At 73.1% G+C, this 14,193-nt stretch carries 11 protein-coding genes and 1 pseudogene; 1 reads left to right on the top strand and 11 read right to left on the bottom strand.

Annotation, left to right across the window (positions count from 1 at the left end):
- Positions 1–118: 118 nt before the first annotated feature.
- Positions 119–1,369 carry an APC family permease gene (locus AB0F01_RS06385; RefSeq protein ID WP_362090526.1) on the top strand — a complete coding sequence of 417 codons (1,251 nt, stop codon included), beginning with the start codon at positions 119–121 and terminating at the stop codon, positions 1,367–1,369.
- Between the two features lie 499 nt (positions 1,370–1,868).
- On the opposite strand, the gene AB0F01_RS06380 is transcribed toward AB0F01_RS06385, so the two are convergent.
- From AB0F01_RS06380 to AB0F01_RS06330, 11 genes and pseudogenes are all read right to left on the bottom strand, one after another.
- Entirely contained in the window at positions 1,869–2,264 is a 396-nt protein-coding gene (locus AB0F01_RS06380; protein WP_362090524.1) for a YccF domain-containing protein, read from the bottom strand.
- On the bottom strand, positions 2,261–3,124 hold the full coding sequence (gene htpX / locus AB0F01_RS06375) for a zinc metalloprotease HtpX (RefSeq protein ID WP_362090522.1): 864 nt from the start codon (positions 3,122–3,124) through the stop codon (positions 2,261–2,263). Before htpX ends, AB0F01_RS06380 begins: the two co-directional genes overlap by 4 nt.
- A 252-nt stretch (positions 3,125–3,376) precedes the next feature.
- Positions 3,377–4,876: an NADH-quinone oxidoreductase subunit N gene (locus AB0F01_RS06370; protein ID WP_362090521.1), complete on the bottom strand. Its 1,500-nt coding sequence runs from the start codon at positions 4,874–4,876 to the stop codon at positions 3,377–3,379.
- Positions 4,873–6,447, bottom strand: coding sequence for an NADH-quinone oxidoreductase subunit M (locus tag AB0F01_RS06365; RefSeq protein ID WP_362090519.1), 1,575 nt, complete (start codon positions 6,445–6,447; stop codon positions 4,873–4,875). Before AB0F01_RS06365 ends, AB0F01_RS06370 begins: the two co-directional genes overlap by 4 nt.
- A 6-nt stretch (positions 6,448–6,453) precedes the next feature.
- Complete coding sequence (locus AB0F01_RS06360) at positions 6,454–8,448, bottom strand: NADH-quinone oxidoreductase subunit L (protein ID WP_362090517.1); 1,995 nt, start codon at positions 8,446–8,448, stop codon at positions 6,454–6,456.
- Complete coding sequence (nuoK, locus tag AB0F01_RS06355) at positions 8,445–8,876, bottom strand: NADH-quinone oxidoreductase subunit NuoK (protein WP_362090515.1); 432 nt, start codon at positions 8,874–8,876, stop codon at positions 8,445–8,447. The genes AB0F01_RS06360 and nuoK overlap by 4 nt, the downstream gene beginning before the upstream one ends.
- Entirely contained in the window at positions 8,876–9,712 is an 837-nt protein-coding gene (locus tag AB0F01_RS06350) for an NADH-quinone oxidoreductase subunit J (RefSeq protein ID WP_362090513.1), read from the bottom strand. Before AB0F01_RS06350 ends, nuoK begins: the two co-directional genes overlap by 1 nt.
- A 386-nt stretch (positions 9,713–10,098) precedes the next feature.
- A pseudogene (locus AB0F01_RS06345) lies at positions 10,099–10,638 on the bottom strand (NADH-quinone oxidoreductase subunit I); the annotation flags it as partial.
- The gene (locus tag AB0F01_RS06340; protein ID WP_362090511.1) at positions 10,638–11,606 is read right to left on the bottom strand and encodes a complex I subunit 1 family protein; all 969 of its coding nucleotides are present in this window, start codon (positions 11,604–11,606) and stop codon (positions 10,638–10,640) included. The pseudogene AB0F01_RS06345 and the gene AB0F01_RS06340, both read right to left, overlap by 1 nt.
- Positions 11,603–13,408: an NADH-quinone oxidoreductase subunit C gene (locus AB0F01_RS06335; RefSeq protein WP_362090509.1), complete on the bottom strand. Its 1,806-nt coding sequence runs from the start codon at positions 13,406–13,408 to the stop codon at positions 11,603–11,605. Before AB0F01_RS06335 ends, AB0F01_RS06340 begins: the two co-directional genes overlap by 4 nt.
- Complete coding sequence (locus tag AB0F01_RS06330) at positions 13,405–14,082, bottom strand: NADH-quinone oxidoreductase subunit B family protein (protein WP_362092457.1); 678 nt, start codon at positions 14,080–14,082, stop codon at positions 13,405–13,407. Before AB0F01_RS06330 ends, AB0F01_RS06335 begins: the two co-directional genes overlap by 4 nt.
- Between the last annotated feature and the right edge of the window lie 111 nt (positions 14,083–14,193).

Below are 14,193 nucleotides of genomic sequence, written 5' to 3'. Positions count from 1 at the left end.
CCGTTCCTGCCCTTTCCTGCCGTGCCACACCCTCCTGTCTCCGGGTGTTCATGCCTTTGTGGTGTGGAGGACGCCGTGGGGGCGCCGGGTGGTTGCGGTGATCAGTAACGTGCAGCTCATGACTGCCTCCTCGGGCCCCGGTCTCCGCCGCACCCTCGGTGTCGGCGACGCCGTGGTCATCGGCCTCGGTTCGATGGTGGGCGCCGGGATCTTCGCCGCGCTCGCGCCCGCCGCTCAGGCGGCCGGCTCGGGGCTGTTGCTCGGGCTCGCCGTCGCCGCCGTGGTGGCGTACTGCAACGCGACGTCCTCGGCACGGCTGGCCGCCCGCCATCCCGCTTCCGGTGGCACCTACGTGTACGGACGGGAGCAGCTCGGCGAGTTCTGGGGGTACCTCGCCGGCTGGGCCTTCGTGGTCGGGAAGACGGCCTCCTGCGCGGCGATGGCACTCACCGTGGGCGCCTACGTCTGGCCGGACCGGGCGCACGCCGTGGCGGTGGCCGCGGTGGTGGCGCTGACCGCGGTGAACTACGGCGGGGTCCAAAGGTCCGCGCGGTTGACGCGGGTGATCGTGGCCGTCGTCCTCGCCGTCCTCTCGGGTGTCGTGGTGGCCGCGCTGTCGTCCGGGCAGGCCGAGGCCGGGCACCTGTCCCTCGGGGCGTCGGGCGGGGTCGGCGGGGTGCTCCAGGCGGCGGGGCTGCTGTTCTTCGCCTTCGCCGGGTACGCGCGTATCGCGACGCTCGGCGAGGAGGTCCGTGACCCGGCGCGCACCATCCCCCGCGCGATCCCGCTCGCGCTGGGGATCGCCCTGGTCGTCTACGCGGCCGTCGCTGTCGCCGTCCTTTCGGTGCTGGGGCCGGACCGGCTGGCGCAGGCCACCGCTCCGCTGGCCGACGCGGTGCGGGCGGCCGGGGTGCCCTGGCTGGTGCCCGTGGTGCGGGCCGGTGCGGCGGTGGCGGCGCTCGGATCGCTGCTCGCGTTGATTCTGGGGGTGTCACGGACCACGCTGGCCATGGCACGGGACCGGCACCTACCGGCCGCCCTGGCGGACGTGCATCCGCGTTTCCAGGTGCCGCACCGGGCCGAGCTGGCCGTGGGTGCCGTGGTCGCCGTCCTGGCCGCGACGGTGGACGTGCGGGGCGCCATCGGGTTCTCCTCCTTCGGGGTGCTGGTGTACTACGCGGTGGCCAACGCCTCCGCCTGGACACTGCGGCCCGGGGTGGCGGCGCGCGTGGTGCCGGCCGTCGGGCTCGTGGGGTGTGCCGTGCTGGCCTTCTCCCTGCCCGTCGGCTCGGTGGTGGCCGGTGCGGGCGTGCTGGCGGTGGGTGCGCTGGTGTACGGGGCGCGGCGGGGGACGGCCGCGCTGCGGTAGGCCGGCGGTCGGCCACCCGGCCCTCCCGTGATCCGGACGGCGTCGGGACGGGGTGGGAACGGTGGTCGCCGGGCGCGGGGCAGCGGTTGCGCCGGGCACCCGCCCGTGGTGGTCGCCGGGCGTGCGGTGTGCGGTACGTGCGGTGTGGTCATGCGTCCATCGTGGGGCCGGTTCTCGGTGAGCGGGGAGACCTGTGGACAACCGACGGCTTGTGGACAACCGATGACCGGTGGGCAACCCGCCGCAACGCGCGGCGTTCGGCGGCTGTCATGGCTACGTCGCCGACCCCGATGATCACGGCTGGGAGGTGTGCCCCAACCCGGGTGGTCGGTCACCGACGACGGCACCGTGACGCTGACAGCTGTCGAGACACCGGACACGGCGGGCTGAGGCCGCTTCGTCGCCCCTACGATCCAAAGGGACCCCACGGATCCCACGGCGAGCGCAGAGGCGCGGCACTGGCCCGCTGGTACACCGCTAGTACGCCGCTAGTACGCCGCTAGTACGCCGACGTGAACGGGCGGTCCGTGCGGACGATCTCGCGGCCCATCGGGAGCAGGGAGACCGGGATCAGCTTGAAGTTGGCGATGCCGAGCGGGATGCCGATGATCGTAAGGCACAGGGCGATGCCGGTGGCGATGTGGCCGAGGGCCAGCCACCAGCCGGCGAGGAGCAGCCACAGGACGTTGCCCACGCAGGACGGCGCGCCCGCGTCCCGGCGTTCGACGGCCTCGTACCCGAAGGGCCACAGGGCGTAGACGCCGATCCGGAACGCGGCGATCCCGAAGGGGATGCCGATGATGGTGATGCACAGCAGCACGCCTGCGAACAGATAGGCGAGGAAGAGCCAGAAGCCGCTGAGGACGAGCCAAATGACGTTCAGGATGGTCTTCACTGGGGGCGACCTGCCATCTTCTCGAGCCGGGCGATGCGTTCGGCCATCGGCGGATGGGTGGAGAACATCTTCGACAGCCCCTGGCCCGGCCGGAACGGGTTCGCGATCATCATGTGGCTGGCCGTCTCGATCCGGGGCTCGGGGGGCAGCGGGAGCTGCTTGGTGCCTATGTCCAGTTTGCGCAGGGCGGCGGCGAGTGCGAGCGGATCTCCGGTGAGCTGGGCGCCCGAGGCGTCGGCCTCGTACTCGCGGGAGCGGCTGATGGCGAGCTGGATGAGGCTGGCGGCGAGGGGGCCCAGGATCAGGATCATCAGCATGCCGAGGATGCCGGGGCCGTCGTCGTCACTGGAGCGTCCGATCGGGATCAGCCACGCGAAGTTCACCAGGAACATGATCACGGAGGCGAGGGCTCCGGCGACCGACGAGATCAGGATGTCGCGGTTGTGGACGTGGCTGAGTTCGTGGCCGATGACGCCGCGCAGTTCCCGCTCGTCGAGCAGGCGCAGGATGCCTTCCGTGCAGCACACGGCGGCGTTCCGTGGGTTGCGGCCGGTGGCGAAGGCGTTGGGTGCCTCGGTGGGCGAGATGTACAGCCGGGGCATGGGCTGGCGGGCCTGCGTGGAGAGATCGCGGACCATGCGGTACAGCCCGGGTGCCTCGAACTCGCTGACCGGGCGGGCCCGCATCGCGCGCAGGGCGATCTTGTCGCTGTTCCAGTACGCGTAGGCGTTGGTGGCCAGGGCGACGACGACGGCGACGACGAGGCCCGTGCGGCCGAAGAAGCTGCCGATGACGATGATGACTGCGGACAGTCCCCCGAGGAGGACCGCGGTCCTGAGCCCGTTGTGCCGGCGGTGCACGGTACGCCCTCCAAGTCGTGCGGCAGGGGGACCCTTGCGCTTGCTCGCTGATCTTCCGTCCGACCTGTGACGGCACGGGTCTGTGCTGTCACGTCCAGTGGACCCTTCCCTTTCGGTCAACGCCAGGCGGGGGGCACGAGTTCCCATGGCCCCGTGGTGGCGCGTGTCAGCCGTCCGGGTGAGGTGGGGTCCCGGTGGCGGACGCGTGCGTGCCGGGTGCCCCGCGCCGGGCGTCGGATGCCCTGCCGGGGATCAGAAGAGGCCGGTGCCGGTGAAGCGAACGATCAGCTGGGGCGCCCCCGACAGGGCGACGCCGAGGACGCCGGTGAGGGCCAGGGCGGCGGTGAGCGGGGCGGGGAGGCGGTGCCGGGCCGGTGTGCCGTCGGGGGCGCGGAACAGCAGGGCGGTCCACCGGAGGTAGTAGACGAGCGCGATGACGACGTTGACGGCCATGACGACGGCGAGCCAGCCGAGTCCGGCGTCGACGGCCGCCGCGAAGACGGTGACCTTGGCGAAGAGGCCGATGATGCCCGGTGGCAGTCCGGCCAGGCAGAGCAGGAAGAAGCCCATGAGGAGGGCGGTGAGCGGGTTGGTGGCGTAGAGGCCGCGGTAGTCGGCGACGCGGTTGAGGCGGTGGCCGCGGCCGACCAGGGCGGCGACGGCGAACGCGCCGAGGTTCACGGCGGCGTACATGAGGGCGTAGGCCACGGTGGAGCCGATGGACTTCTCGGCGTCACCGGAGTACGCGGCGGCCGCGATGGGGACGAGGAGGAAGCCGGCCTGCCCGATGGACGACCAGGCGAGGAGGCGTACGGCGCTGTACGCGCGGCCGGCCCCCTGCCGGAGCGCGCCGACGTTGCCGACGGTCATGGTGAGCGCGGCGAGCACGGCGAGGGCGGGCCCCCACACGTCGGCGTAGGACGGCAGGGCGACGACGGTGACCAGGATGAGGCCGGTGAAGCCGACGGCCTTGCCGATGACCGACAGGTAGGCGGCGATCGGCAGGGGGGCTCCGACGTAGGTGTCGGGCACCCAGAAGTGGAAGGGCGCGGCGGCGGTCTTGAAGGCGAAGCCGACGAGGGTGAGGACGACGCCGGTCTGGGCGAGGGTGTGGAGCTGTCCGTCGACGTCCTGGATGCGGGTGGCGATGCGGGTGAGGTGGAGGCTTCCGGTGGCGGCGTAGAGGAAGCTGACGCCCATCAGGGTGACCGCGGTGGCGGTGACGGACGACAGGAAGAACTTCAGCGCGGCCTCGGAGGACCTGCGGTCGCCGTGCCGGAGGCCCACCAGGGCGAAGGCGGGCAGGGAGGCCACTTCCAGGGCGACGACGAGCGTCGCGAGGTCGCGGGCGGCGGGCAGCAGGGCGGCGCCCGCGGCGGAGGACAGCAGCAGGAACCAGTACTCGCCGCCGGGGAGCCGCCGGCGGTCGTCGTCGAGGGCGGTGACGGACAGCAGGGCGGTCAGGAGGGCGCCGCCGAGGACCAGGAACTGGATGACGAGGGTGAAGCGGTCGGCGGTGTAGCTGCACGTGCCGGGGTCGCCGACCAGGCAGAAGGTGCTGCGGTCGGCGTCGAGGAGCGGCAGCAGCATGAGGGTGGCGGCGGCGAGCCCGGCGACGGCGAGGCCGCCCAGCAGCGGTTTGCGGTGTTCGGCGACGAACAGGTCCGCGACGAGGATCAGGAGTCCGGTGACCGCCGCGAGGGTGGGCGGGGCGATGGCCAGCCAGTCGACGGACTGGACGAGGGAGCTCATCGGATGCCTCCTGCGAGGAGCTGCTGGACGGCGGGGTCGGTGAGCTTCAGCAGGGCTCCCGGCCACAGCCCGGCGACGACGGTGAGGACGACGAGCGGTGTCCAGGCCGCGAACTCGTGGCCGCGCACGTCGGTGAGGGCCGGCGCGTCCTGCGGAGCGGCGCCCATGCAGACGCGGCGGACCACGACGAGCAGGTAGGCGGCGGTCAGCAGGGTGCCGAACGCGCCGATCGACATGAAGGTCAGGAAGGCGGGCCGGCTGAGGCCCTCGGCGGGGTCGAAGGCGCCGAACAGGGCGAGCATCTCGCCCCAGAACCCGGCGAGGCCGGGCAGGCCGAGGGAGGCGACGGCGGCGAAGGCGAGGAGGCCGCCGAGTCGGGGGGCCCTGCCGTAGAGGGCGGCGCCGGTCTGCTGGGCCAGGGCGTCGAGGTCGGTGCTGCCGGTGCGCTCCTTGAGCCCGCCGACGAGGAAGAACAGCAGGCCGGTGATCAGGCCGTGGGCGATGTTGGCGAACAGGGCGCCGTTGACCCCGGTCGGGGTCATGGTGGCGATGCCGAGGACGACGAAGCCCATGTGGCCGACGGAGGAGTAGGCGATGAGGCGTTTGAGGTCGCCGTTCGCGCCGGGCCGGGCGAGGGCGAGGCAGGCGAGGGACCCGTAGATGATGCCGACGACGGCGAACGCGGCGAGGTAGGGGGCGAAGGTGCGGAAGCCGTCGGGGGCGGCGGGCAGCAGGATCCGGACGAACCCGTAGGTGCCCATCTTGAGCAGGACACCGGCCAGCAGGACCGATCCGACGGTCGGGGCGGCGGTGTGGGCGTCGGGCAGCCAGCTGTGCAGGGGCCACAGCGGGGTCTTGACGGCGAGCCCGATCCCGATCGCCAGAACGGCCGTGACCTGCACGGATGTGGTCAGGGAGCGGCCGTTGTCAGTGGCGAGTGCCACCATGTCGAATGTGCCCGCTTCGATGCCGATCAGGAGCAGGCCGAGCAGCATGACCACGGAGCCGAGCAGCGTGTAGAGGATGAACTTCCAGGCGGCCTCGGCCCGGCCCTCGCCGCCCCAGCGGGCGATGAGGAAGTACATCGGGATGAGGACCATCTCGAAGGCCAGGAAGAACAGGATCAGGTCGAGGACGGCGAAGGTCGCCAGGGTGCCGGACTCGAGGACGAGCAGCAGGGCGACGAACGCCTTCGGGGACGGCCCCGCGGGCGGCTTGACGTAGGAGTAGAGGGCGCTCAGGAAGGTCAGCAGGGCGGTCAGGACCAGAAGGGGGAGTGAGATGCCGTCGGTGCCGAGGTGGATGCGCACGTCGAGTGCGGGGATCCAGCTGATGTCGGTCGTGGCCTGCATCCTGGACGGCTGGTCGTGGTCGAAACCGGCCGCGAGGACGAGGGCGGCGAGGAGGACGGCTCCGGTGACTGTGACGCCGTGCCGGAGCACGGCCTGCTCGGGGGACTTCCCCTTCAGCCCGGGCGGCGCGGGCAGCAGGGCGGTCGCGGCACCCAGGAGCGGGCCGACGACGAGAAACGCCAGAAGGAACTGCATCACGGACTCGCTGATATCGATCACGCCTGCTCACGCTCCCGTGGCGACGAGGACGGCGGCGACCGCGAGGACGACGGTGCCGGCGAGCAGCGCGCTCACATAGGTCTGCACATTGCCGGTCTGGGCTCGGCGCACCGCGGTCCCGAGCCAGCGGGGCAGCGTGCCGGCACCGCGGACGTAGGTGTCGACGACCTCCCGGTCGAGGAACCGGACGAGTGCGGCGGCGGCCCGCACCGGGCGGACGAAGAGGGCCGTGTAGACGGCGTCCAGATGGAATCCGGCGGCGGCGTGCCGGTGCAGGGGCCCCAGCAGCAGCCGTCCCGGGTCGGCCGGATCGGGCGCGCCCGCGATGTCGCCGTAGGCGGGCCGGTGGGCGGCGATGGCCGCCGCCTCCACCTCCCCGGCGTCGCCCTCGCGGCGGGCGGCCACGGCGCCGAGCGGTGTGCCGGCCGCATGGGCGGTGGTGTGCCGCCAGGTGGCGTAGGTGACGATGCCGCCGACCAGGGCCACGCCCGTGCCGAGGACGGAGGTGGTGAGGCTGGGTGTGAGGCCGTGCCCGTCGAACCAGTCCGGCAGCGCGCGGAACGCGAGGCCGCCCAGGGCGAGGGAGGGGACCGCGAGGACCCAGAGCACGGCGGTCATCGTCAGCGGCTGCCGGCCGTGGTCGGGCGCCTCGGCGCCGTGGCCGCGGAAGGCCAGCAGCCACAGACGCGTCGCGTAGGCGGCGGTGAGCAGGGCGGTGACCAGGCCGGCGAGGAGGACGATCCATCCCGCTGCGGCGGGGGTGCGGTCGGTGTGGCCGGTGACGACGTGTTCGGCGGCGCCGAGCACGGCCTCCTTGGAGAAGAACCCGCTGAACGGGGGGATGGCGGCGAGCGCGAGCAGGGCCACGGTCATCGTCCAGTAGGCGTCGGGCACACGGTCGCGCAGGTGGCTCATGCGGGACATGGCGGCCAGGGAGTTGGTGCCGGCGGCGTGGATGACCACACCGGCGGCGAGGAACAGCAGCGCCTTGAAGGCGCCGTGGGACAGGAGGTGGAAGACGGCCGCACCGCGGTCGGCGACGGCGAGGGCGCCGGTCATGTAGCCGAGCTGGCCGATCGTCGAGTAGGCGAGAACGCGTTTGATGTCGTCCTGGGCGAGCGCGGCCAGTGCCGACCCGGCCATGGTCACGGCGGCCATGACGGCGAGGACGGTCATCGCCGCCCCGGACGCCTCGAAGAGGGGGAGCAGCCGGGCGACGAAGTAGACACCGGCGGCGACCATCGTGGCGGCGTGGATGAGCGCGGAGACGGGGGTCGGGCCCGCCATGGCGTCGGGCAGCCAGGTGTGCAGCGGGAACTGCGCCGACTTGCCGGCGACGCCTGCCAGGAGGAGCAGCGCGATCAGCGTGGGGTGCTCGATGCCGCCGCTCGCCACCGCGCCGAGGACCCGGGTGATGCGGAAGGACCCGGCCTCGTGGGCGAGGGCGAACAGGCCGATGAGGAAGGGGACGTCGCCCAGTTTGGTGACCAGGAACGCCTTGAGGGAGGCCGCGCGGGCCTCGGGGGTCTCCCAGTAGTGGCCGACGAGGAAGTAGGAGCAGATGCCCATCACTTCCCAGCCGACCAGGAGCACCATCAGGTCGCCGGAGTAGACGACCAGGAACATCGCGGAGGTGAACAGGGAGACGAGCGCCGCGTAGGAGGGATAGCGCGGGTCGGTGCGCAGGTAGCCGGTGGAGTAGATCTGCACGCATGAGGCGACGACGCCGACCACGACGGCGGTGAGGGCGGCGAAGCCGTCGATGTGCAGGGCGAGTTCGATGGGCACGGACCCGGTCGGGGTCAGCTCGGTGGCGGCGTCGACCGCCCGGCCTCCGCCCTGCCGCCCGGCGACGACCGCGGCCAGAACGAGGGAGGTGAGGGTCGGCAGGACCGCGAGCGGGCGCACGAAGCCGGGGGCGGTGCGGCCGAGGAGCAGTCCGGCGATCGCCCCGAGGAAGGGCAGCAGGGGGACGAGGACGGCGAGGGTGGTCGTGGTCACGCGGTGGCCTCAGCCTTCTCGGCGGCCGGCCCGGTCGCCTGGGCCGCGGGAGCGTCGCTGTCGGAGGCGCCGTCGGAACGGTCACCGCCGTCGGGTTCGTCGGGGCCGTGGCCCTCGGCGGTGTCGCGGAGCTTGTCGATGTCCGCGGTGCCCCGGTTGCGGTGGACGGCGAGGACGATGGCCAGCCCGATGCCGATCTCCGCCGCGGCGATGGCGATGGTGAACAGGGTGAGGGCCTGCCCGGAGTGGAGGGTCTCCTCGGCGGCACGGCTGAGCCACACGTCGAAGGCGACCAGGTTCAGGTTGACCGCGTTGAGCATCAGCTCGACCGACATCAGGACCAGGATCGCGTTGCGGCGGGCGAGGACCCCGTACAGGCCGGTGCAGAAGAGGAGGACGGACAGCACGGCGGGATAGGCGAGGTGCATCAGCGGTCCCCTTCCGGGTCACCGTGCCCGTGGCCGGGGGACGGGGCGGTGCCGGCGGGCTTCGACGCGCCGGCGTTCCCGGTGGCAGGGGTGTCCCGGGGGGTTCCGGCACCGGTCGCCGTGGCTCGGCGACCGGTGCGCCGTGTCGTTCCAGGGGTCCCGTTGCCGCTGGGGGACTTGGCGGCCCCGGTGCCCGGGACGGTTCCGACGGGGCCGTCGGCGGGGGTGGTCCGGACGGGGTCGGCCTTCGCCTTGCGGGACAGCACGATCGCGCCGACGAGAGCGGCGAGGAGGAGGACGGAGAGTGCCTCGAACGGGAGGACCCAGTGCTGGAAGAGGCTCGCGCCGGTCACCTCGGTGGATCCGGCGGGCGCGCCGTCCAGGTCGATCCAGGTGGTGCGGAAGGCGTCCACGACGACCCAGACCAGGGTGCCCGCGGCGGCCACCGCCACGGCGAGCGCGAACCACCGGTTGCCCGAGTCGGCGTCCGGGGAGCGCCCGATGGGGGCCCGGGTCAGCATCAGACCGAACAGGATGAGGACGATGACCGAACCGACATAGATGAGGACCTGCACCCAGGCGATGAACTCGGCCGTGAGCAGCAGGTATTCGACGGCGAGACCGCCCAGGGCCACCACCAGCCACAGGGCGGCGTGCACCAGTTGCCGGGTGGTGACGGTGATGACGGCGGCGCCGAGGGTGACCAGGCCGACGAGGAGGAAGGTGATCTCCACGCCCGTGGGCGAGAGGAACCCGTGGGACTCCGCCGCCAGATGAGGTGCCTGGGGAGCACCGGTGCGCACCGCCAGGTCGGCGACGCTCGCTGCGAGGGTCATTCCCGGCCCTCCTGCCGTGGGCGCCGTGACTGCTGCCGGCCGTCCGCGTCGCGTGCCTCGCCGGTGCGGTCCGGACGGCTCGGCTGATCCGGGTTGCTCGGCTGATCCGGGTTGGCCGCCCGGTCCGGGCGGCCCATCTCGTCGGACCCTTCCGACTGGCCCGGCTCCGGCTGGCGCTGCTGGTCCGGCTCGCGCGGCTGGTCCGACTGGCGCTGCTGGTCAGACTGGCGCGGCTGGTCCAGCTCGCGCGGCTGGTCCGACTGGCGCTGCTGGTCCGTCTGCTGCTTGGACTCGCCGGCGGGGCGGGTCGGGGACTCGGCGGCGCGGGCCTGTTCTTCGGCGTGCGGGACGGTGCCGGCGGGAGCAGCCGGGGGCGCGGGCGCCTGGGCGGCGGCGGACGCCTGGGCGGCGGCCAGCTTGTCGGCGGTCTTGCGGGCGGCGGCGAGTTCCTTGGGTTCCTCGGCACCGGGGTCGAGGGCAGGCGGGGCCGGCACCGTCCACATCCACTCGCGGAGCTTGTCGCGCTCGTGGGTGAGGTCGCGGATGTCGGTCTCGGCGTACTCGAACTCGGGTGACCAGAACAGGGCGTCGAAGGGGCAGACCTCGATGCAGATACCGCAGTACATGCAGAGGGAGAAGTCGATGGCGAAGCGGTCCAGGACGTTGCGCTGGCGTTCCCGGCCACCGGGAGCCGCGGGCGGGACGGTCTCCTTGTGGGAGTCGATGTAGATGCACCAGTCCGGGCACTCGCGGGCGCACAGCATGCAGACCGTGCAGTTCTCCTCGAAGAGTGCGATCACCCCCCGGCTGCGCGGGGGCAGGTCGGGCTGGGTGTCCGGGTACTGCGCGGTGACGGACTTCTTCGTCATGGTCCGCAGGGTGACGGCCAGCCCCTTGGCCAGGCCGCTGCCGGGGACGGGAGCCATTACGCGATCACCACCTTGACGATGCCGGTGAGGGCGATCTGAGCGAGGGCGAGGGGGACCAGGACGGTCCAGGCGAACTTCTGCAACTGGTCCTCGCGCAGCCGGGGATGGGTGACGCGGAGCCAGATCACCACGAAGGCGAGGACCGCGGTCTTCAGCAGGGTCCAGACCCAGCCGAGTCCGTCGGCGCCCCACGGGCCGTGCCAGCCGCCCAGGAACAGGACGGTGGTCAGCGCGCAGAGGACCACGATCCCGGCGTACTCGGCGAGGAGGAACAGGGCGAAGCGCAGACCGGTGTACTCGGTGTAGGCGCCGAAGATGATCTCCGCGTCGGCGACGGGCATGTCGAAGGGCGGGCGCTGGAGTTCGGCGAGCCCGGCGACGAAGAAGACGAGCGCGCCGGTGATCTGCCAGGGCAGCCACCACCACTCGAAGGCGTCCAGGATGCCGACGAGCGAGACGGTGCCGGCCGCCATCGCCACGGAGGCGGCGGTGAGCAGCATCGGCAGTTCGTAAGCCAGGAGTTGGGCGGCGGTGCGCAGGCCGCCGAGGAGGGAGTACTTGTTGGCGGAGGCCCAGCCGGCCATGAGCGAACCGAGGACGCCGACACCCATGACCGCGAGGACGAAGAACAGGCCCGCGTCGATCACCTGGCCCACGGCCCCCTCGCCCGGCCCGATCGGGATGGCCAGCAGCACCAGCAGGTACGGCAGGAGCGCGACGGCCGGGGCGAGCTGGAAGATGCGGCGGTCGGCACGGGCCGGGACCACGTCCTCCTTCTGCGCGAACTTCACGCCGTCGGCGATGAGCTGGGCCCACCCGTGGAAGCCGCCCGCGTACATGGGACCCAAGCGGCCCTGCATGTGGGCCATCACCTTGTGTTCGGTCTGACCGACGAGCAGGGGGAAGGTGAGGAAGACGACGAAGACGATGAGGAGTCGCAGGGCGACGTCGAGCACGTCGGTCACCGCCGGCCTCCCCGGTTGTCGTCGGCGTCGCCGGATCCGTCAGACCCGTCGGAGTCGGCAGCCGTGTCGTCGGTCGGCTCAGTCGGCGCGGGGGGTCGTCCCGGGGCCGGGGCGGCCCCGGTGCGGCTCCCCGTACCGGGGCCGTTTTCCGCGCACGTGTTGCCTTCGGCGCCGGGACTGCCGGCAGTGCCGGCGCCCGTGCCAGAGTCACCGTCAGCATCAGTGCCGGCGCCCGTGCTGGAGCCACCGTCAGCATCAGCGCCCGTGCCCGTGCCGGGGCCGCCTGCCGTGTCGGCCTTGCCGGTGCCCGTGCCGGTGCCGCGGTCGTTCTGGGTCTTCTCCTGGGCTGTGGCGGACTTCCCGGTACCGGCCTTCGGGTCGGTGCCAGGGCGTGCGTTGCCTCCGGCGGCCCGCTCGGAGTGCTCGGCTTCGTGCCCGGGCGCGGGCCGGTTGTCAGCTTCGGCCGGGTCGGCGGTCTCCTCGAAGGCGGGGCGGGCGTGGTGCCAGGGGGCGTCCGGGCTGCGGGGCCCGGCGGGAGGCCTGGCCTCCGTGACGGGTGCGGTCCCTCGCCCGGCACCGTCGTCCTTGGCGGGAGGCTCCTCGGCGGAGGGGTTCTCGGTGGAGGTGTCCACGGCCGAGGTCTTCTCGACGGCGGCCTTCTCGGCCGGGGCGTCCCGGCGCTGCCGGCTCGCCCGCTGGCTCGCCGAGCCCTCGGACGCGCTGCGGGTCCGCCGGGCGGGCCGCGCGGGGCGGGCGCCTGCCGCGGGTGCCTCGGACGTCCCGGGTGTCTCGGAGGTCCCGGGTGTCTCGGACGTCCCGGGTGTCTCCGAGGTCCCGGGTGCATCGGCCGGGGTGCCTGACGTCGTGTCGGAGAGGGGCGCGCCGGGGGGTGCCGACGGCTGGCCGGCCGACTGGCTCACCGACCCCTGCGCCGCCGAACGCATCCGCCGGGGCGGTCGGCCGCCCCCGGTGGGACCGCTGGGAGCCCTCTCGACCGGACGCTCCTCCGTACCCGCCTTCGTGTTCGCCCCCGTATCCGCCTCCGTGCCCCTGCCTGTCCCTGTGCCCACGTCCGCGGCGCGGCCGGTGCCGCTGCTCGGCGGGGTCGGCGACTGGCCGGCCGAGCCGTCCGCGGCCGAGCGGGTGCGGCGGACCGGACGGTCACCGGCGGTGCGGCCGGCCGCACCGGCTGCCCTGCCCGCTCCCCGGGCCGGACGGGCCGGAGCCGCGGGGAGCCGGCCCTTCAGCGGGCCCCACTCGTTGGGGTCGGGGACGCCCGGGGGCAGCATCTGACGGCGGCGCGGACCACCGTGCTCGGACTCGCCGGGCTCCTTCGCACCCGGCCACGCCTTGGCGACCCGGGCGGCGAGGACGAAGTCCTTGCGCAGGGGGTGTCCTTCGAAGCCCTCGGGCAGCAACAGGTGGTCCAGGGCCGGGTGACCGGTGAAGTCGATGCCGAACATCTCGAACGTCTCGCGCTCGTGCCACGCGGCGCCCGCGTAGACGTCCACGGCGGTCGGAAGGGCCGGGGATTCGTGCGGGACGGTGGTGCGCAGCAGCAGCCGGCGCACCGGTGACAGCGCGGCGACGTGGGCGGCGACGCGGAAGCCCATGCCGGGTTCGTCGACCGCGCTCAGCCAGTCGAAGTAGGTGCAGCCGAGACGGTCGCGTGCCGTCTCCAGAGCGGTGATCCAGGAGGCGGGCGGCACGTCGACGGTGAGGACGTCGTACGACTCCTCGGCCGTGGCGTCCGCGCCGAACAACGCCTCGGTACCGTCGGGGAGCCAGCCGACCGTCGTCATCGGTCACCCTCCGCACCCGTCGTGCCCGACGCGCCGTCCGCAGCACCCGGCGTGCCCGCAGCCCCCGCCGCACCCGTGGCATCCGCGGCCTCCACCGATCCGGTGGCTCCGGGCGCCCCCGGCTCGGGCGGCCGTACGAGCCCGCTCTGCAAGGCCGCCGCGGACGGACGCTGCGCCGCGTACCGCTCCCCCAGCGACTCCCGGGCGATCTTCTCCTGGAGTTTGAGGATGCCCTGGAGCAGCGCCTCCGGGCGGGGCGGGCAGCCGGGGACGTAGACGTCGACGGGGATGATCTGGTCGACGCCCTTGGTGACGGAGTACGAGTCCCAGTACGGGCCGCCGCAGTTGCTGCACGCGCCGAAGGAGATGACGTACTTCGGCTCCGGCATCTGCTCGTACAGGCGCCTCACGGCGGGCGCCATCTTGTCCGTGACCGTGCCGGACACCACCATCAGGTCGGCCTGGCGCGGCCCCGGTGCGAACGGGATGACCCCGAGGCGGATGAAGTCGTGGCGGGCCATCGACGCGGCGATGAACTCGATCGCGCAGCAGGCGAGGCCGAAGTTGAAGACCCAGAGCGAGTAGCGGCGGCCCCAGTTGAGGATGACCTTCATCGGCTCGGGGGCCAGCCGGGACAGGAGCCCCAGCCTGGCACCGCCCTCGGCGGGCGGCATCGCCGGGTCGGGCAGCAGCACCGGCTCGGCGCCCCGGTCGGCGGGGGACGCAGAGGCGGCTGGGGAGGCGGCTGGGGCCGCGGAGGTCGCGGGGGTCCCGGGAGTCGCAGG

Origin of the sequence: Streptomyces sp. NPDC029526 (assembly GCF_040637405.1) — a bacterium.
Taxonomy (GTDB): domain Bacteria; phylum Actinomycetota; class Actinomycetes; order Streptomycetales; family Streptomycetaceae; genus Streptomyces.
The sequence above is the reverse complement of the archived record's forward strand: the minus strand, read 5'-3'. Positions and strand labels throughout refer to the sequence as shown.